A 2,564-nucleotide genomic window follows, 5' to 3' on the forward strand; every position below is an offset into this window, starting at 1 on the left:
CCGGGCCAGCAGCAGCCGCTGCCGCAGGCCCCGCAGCCCCAGCCGCTGCCGGCCGCCGACGCCTCCTCGATGGAGAGCACCCAGCAGATGGCCCGGCCGCGGTTCGAGGCCAGTGACATCGACCCGCGCGACCCGCTGGGCCTCGGCCTGGTGGAGCCGGTGCTGCCGAGCGTGCCGAACCCGGGCCGCCCGGAGCGCAACGTCCAGCAGCCGCAGGCGCCTCAGCAGCAGGTGCAGCCCCAGCAGCCGCCCGTGCGGCAGGAGCCGATGGCGCTGCCGTCCGGCCCGTCCGAGGGCGGGGCGCCGGCCGAGCAGGGCTGGTACCGCGAGGAGGGCCGCCCGGGCGAGCAGGCGTACCAGCCGCGCCGTCCCGGCACCACGGCCCCGGGCTTCCCGGCGCAGGAGGGTCAGCGACAGGCCCCCCAGGGCCGGCCGCAGCGACCGCAGGGCCCGCAGCAGCAGGCACCGCAGCAGCGGCAGCCGCAGCAGGCCCAGGCACCGCAGGCCCAGCAGCCGCACCAGCAGCAGGCACCGCAGGCCCAGGCTCCGCAGTCGCGGCCCGAGCAGCAGGCCCAGCAGCCGCACGGCCAGCAGCCGCAGGCCCCGCAGCAGGTCCCGGGCCAGCCGCAGCCGGGCGAGGCACCGTGGCGCCCGTCCGCCAACGACGAGCGCTGGCGCCGGGCCGAGCAGGTCCGCGAGCCCTCGACCAGCGGGGTCACCATGTCGGGCCTCCCCCGGCGCACCCCGCAGGCCAACCTGGTCTCCGGGACCGCCGAGTCGTCCCCGCTGACGGGTCCGCAGGTGTCCCGCGCGCCCGAGGAGGTGCGCGGCCGCCTGACCAACCTGCGCCGCGGCATCCAGCAGGGCCGCCGGGCCGGTGCCGAGCAGGCCGCGGGTCAGCCGCCGGCCAACCCGGCCGGTTCCCACCATGGTGCCCAGCAGCCCGGGTTCGATAGCTTCGGAGGCCGGACCGACGGCAACGCCGCAGATCATCAGGAGCGTTGAGTTGAATCAGATGAGCCAGGCCGCACAGAACCTGAACTGGCTGATCACCAATTTCGTGGACAACACCCCCGGGGTGTCGCACACGGTGGTGGTCTCCGCGGACGGCCTCCTGCTGTGCATGTCCGAGGGCTTCCCCCGCGACCGCGCGGACCAGCTCGCCGCCGTCGCCTCCGGCCTCACCTCCCTCACGACCGGCGCCAGCCGGATCTTCGAGGGCGGCGAGGTCAACCAGACCGTGGTCGAGATGGAGCGGGGCTTCCTCTTCCTGATGGCCGTCAGCGACGGCTCCGCCCTCGCCGTCCTGGCCGCCCCCGACTCCGACATCGGGCTGGTCGGCTACGAGATGGCCCTCCTCGTCGACCGCGCCGGCGCGGTCCTCACCCCCGCACTCCGCGCAGAACTCCAGGGCAGTCTCCTGCACTGAGTCGCCCTGAGCGGTACTTCAACCGTCCCACCTCCCCGCCGGGTCCGACCCGACCGGACCCGGCGTTCCGCCCTCAGCTACCCTCAGGCAGCTGATTTCGCCTCAGCTGGCATCGCCCCAGCTGGAACCGGCTGCCCCAGGCTGCAGCACAAGGAGGACCCATGACCCCGCCTTCGAATCCCGCCGGCTCGTACGGCAACGGGTACGGCAGCGGCTACGGCGGGCAGCAGTCCGACGGCTACGAGCAGCAGCCGCTGGTCCGCCCGTACGCGATGACCGGTGGCCGCACCCGGCCGCGGTACCAGCTCGCGATCGAGGCCCTGATCTCGACCACCGGCTCCGCCGAGCGGACCGGTGGCCTGCTGCCCGAGCACGCCCGGATCGTCAACCTCTGCCGAGAGGTCAAGTCCATCGCGGAGATCTCCGCGCTCGCCGGTGTCCCGCTCGGTGTCGCCCGGATCCTCGTGGCCGACCTGGCCGAGGCCGGTCTCGTCGCCATCCACCAGCCCGCCGCCGCGGGCGAGTCGGGCGGAACGCCCGACGTCACGCTGCTCGAAAGGGTCCTCAGTGGACTTCGCAAGCTCTAACGCGGCCGCCCCCACCCGCGCCACCACCTCCGCGAAGATCGTCGTCGCAGGCGGCTTCGGCGTCGGCAAGACCACGCTCGTCGGCGCCGTCTCCGAGATCAACCCCCTGCGCACCGAAGCCGTCATGACCAGCGCCTCCGCCGGCATCGACGACCTCAGCCACGTCTCCGGCAAGACGACCACCACCGTCGCCATGGACTTCGGCCGCATCACCCTCGACGAGGACCTCATCCTCTACCTGTTCGGCACCCCCGGACAGGACCGCTTCTGGTTCATGTGGGACGACCTCGTCCGCGGAGCCATCGGCGCCGTCGTCCTCGTCGACACCCGCCGCCTCGCCGACTGCTTCCCCGCCCTCGACTACTTCGAGAACAGCGGACTCCCCTTCGTCGTCGCCCTCAACGGCTTCGACGGACACCAGCCCCACACCCCCGACGAAGTCCGCGAAGCACTCCAGCTCAGCACCGAAACCCCCGTCATCACCCTCGACGCCCGACGACGCGACAGCGCCAAGAGCGCCCTCATCACCCTCGTCGAACACGCCCTCC

General features: G+C 73.3%; 3 protein-coding genes and 1 pseudogene. All 4 read left to right on the plus strand.

All coding sequences use genetic code 11. The features are described 5' to 3' along the window. Positions 1-1,005: pseudogene (locus tag BI06_RS53610) on the plus strand (hypothetical protein); the annotation flags it as partial. A gap of 10 nt (positions 1,006-1,015) precedes the next feature. Beyond that, positions 1,016-1,429, plus strand: coding sequence for a roadblock/LC7 domain-containing protein (locus BI06_RS16340; RefSeq protein WP_043468791.1), 414 nt, complete (start codon positions 1,016-1,018; stop codon positions 1,427-1,429). A 161-nt stretch (positions 1,430-1,590) separates the two neighbouring features. Further along, positions 1,591-2,016, plus strand: a complete 426-nt coding sequence (locus tag BI06_RS16345) for a DUF742 domain-containing protein (RefSeq protein ID WP_030396694.1) — start codon at positions 1,591-1,593, stop codon at positions 2,014-2,016. After that, a partial coding sequence (locus tag BI06_RS16350; RefSeq protein ID WP_043468793.1) for an ATP/GTP-binding protein occupies positions 1,997-2,564 on the plus strand: 568 nt, incomplete at its 3' end. The genes BI06_RS16345 and BI06_RS16350, both read left to right, overlap by 20 nt.

The sequence above is a fragment of the Kitasatospora sp. MBT66 genome (assembly GCF_000710405.2).
Taxonomy (GTDB): Bacteria; Actinomycetota; Actinomycetes; order Streptomycetales; family Streptomycetaceae; genus Kitasatospora; species Kitasatospora purpeofusca.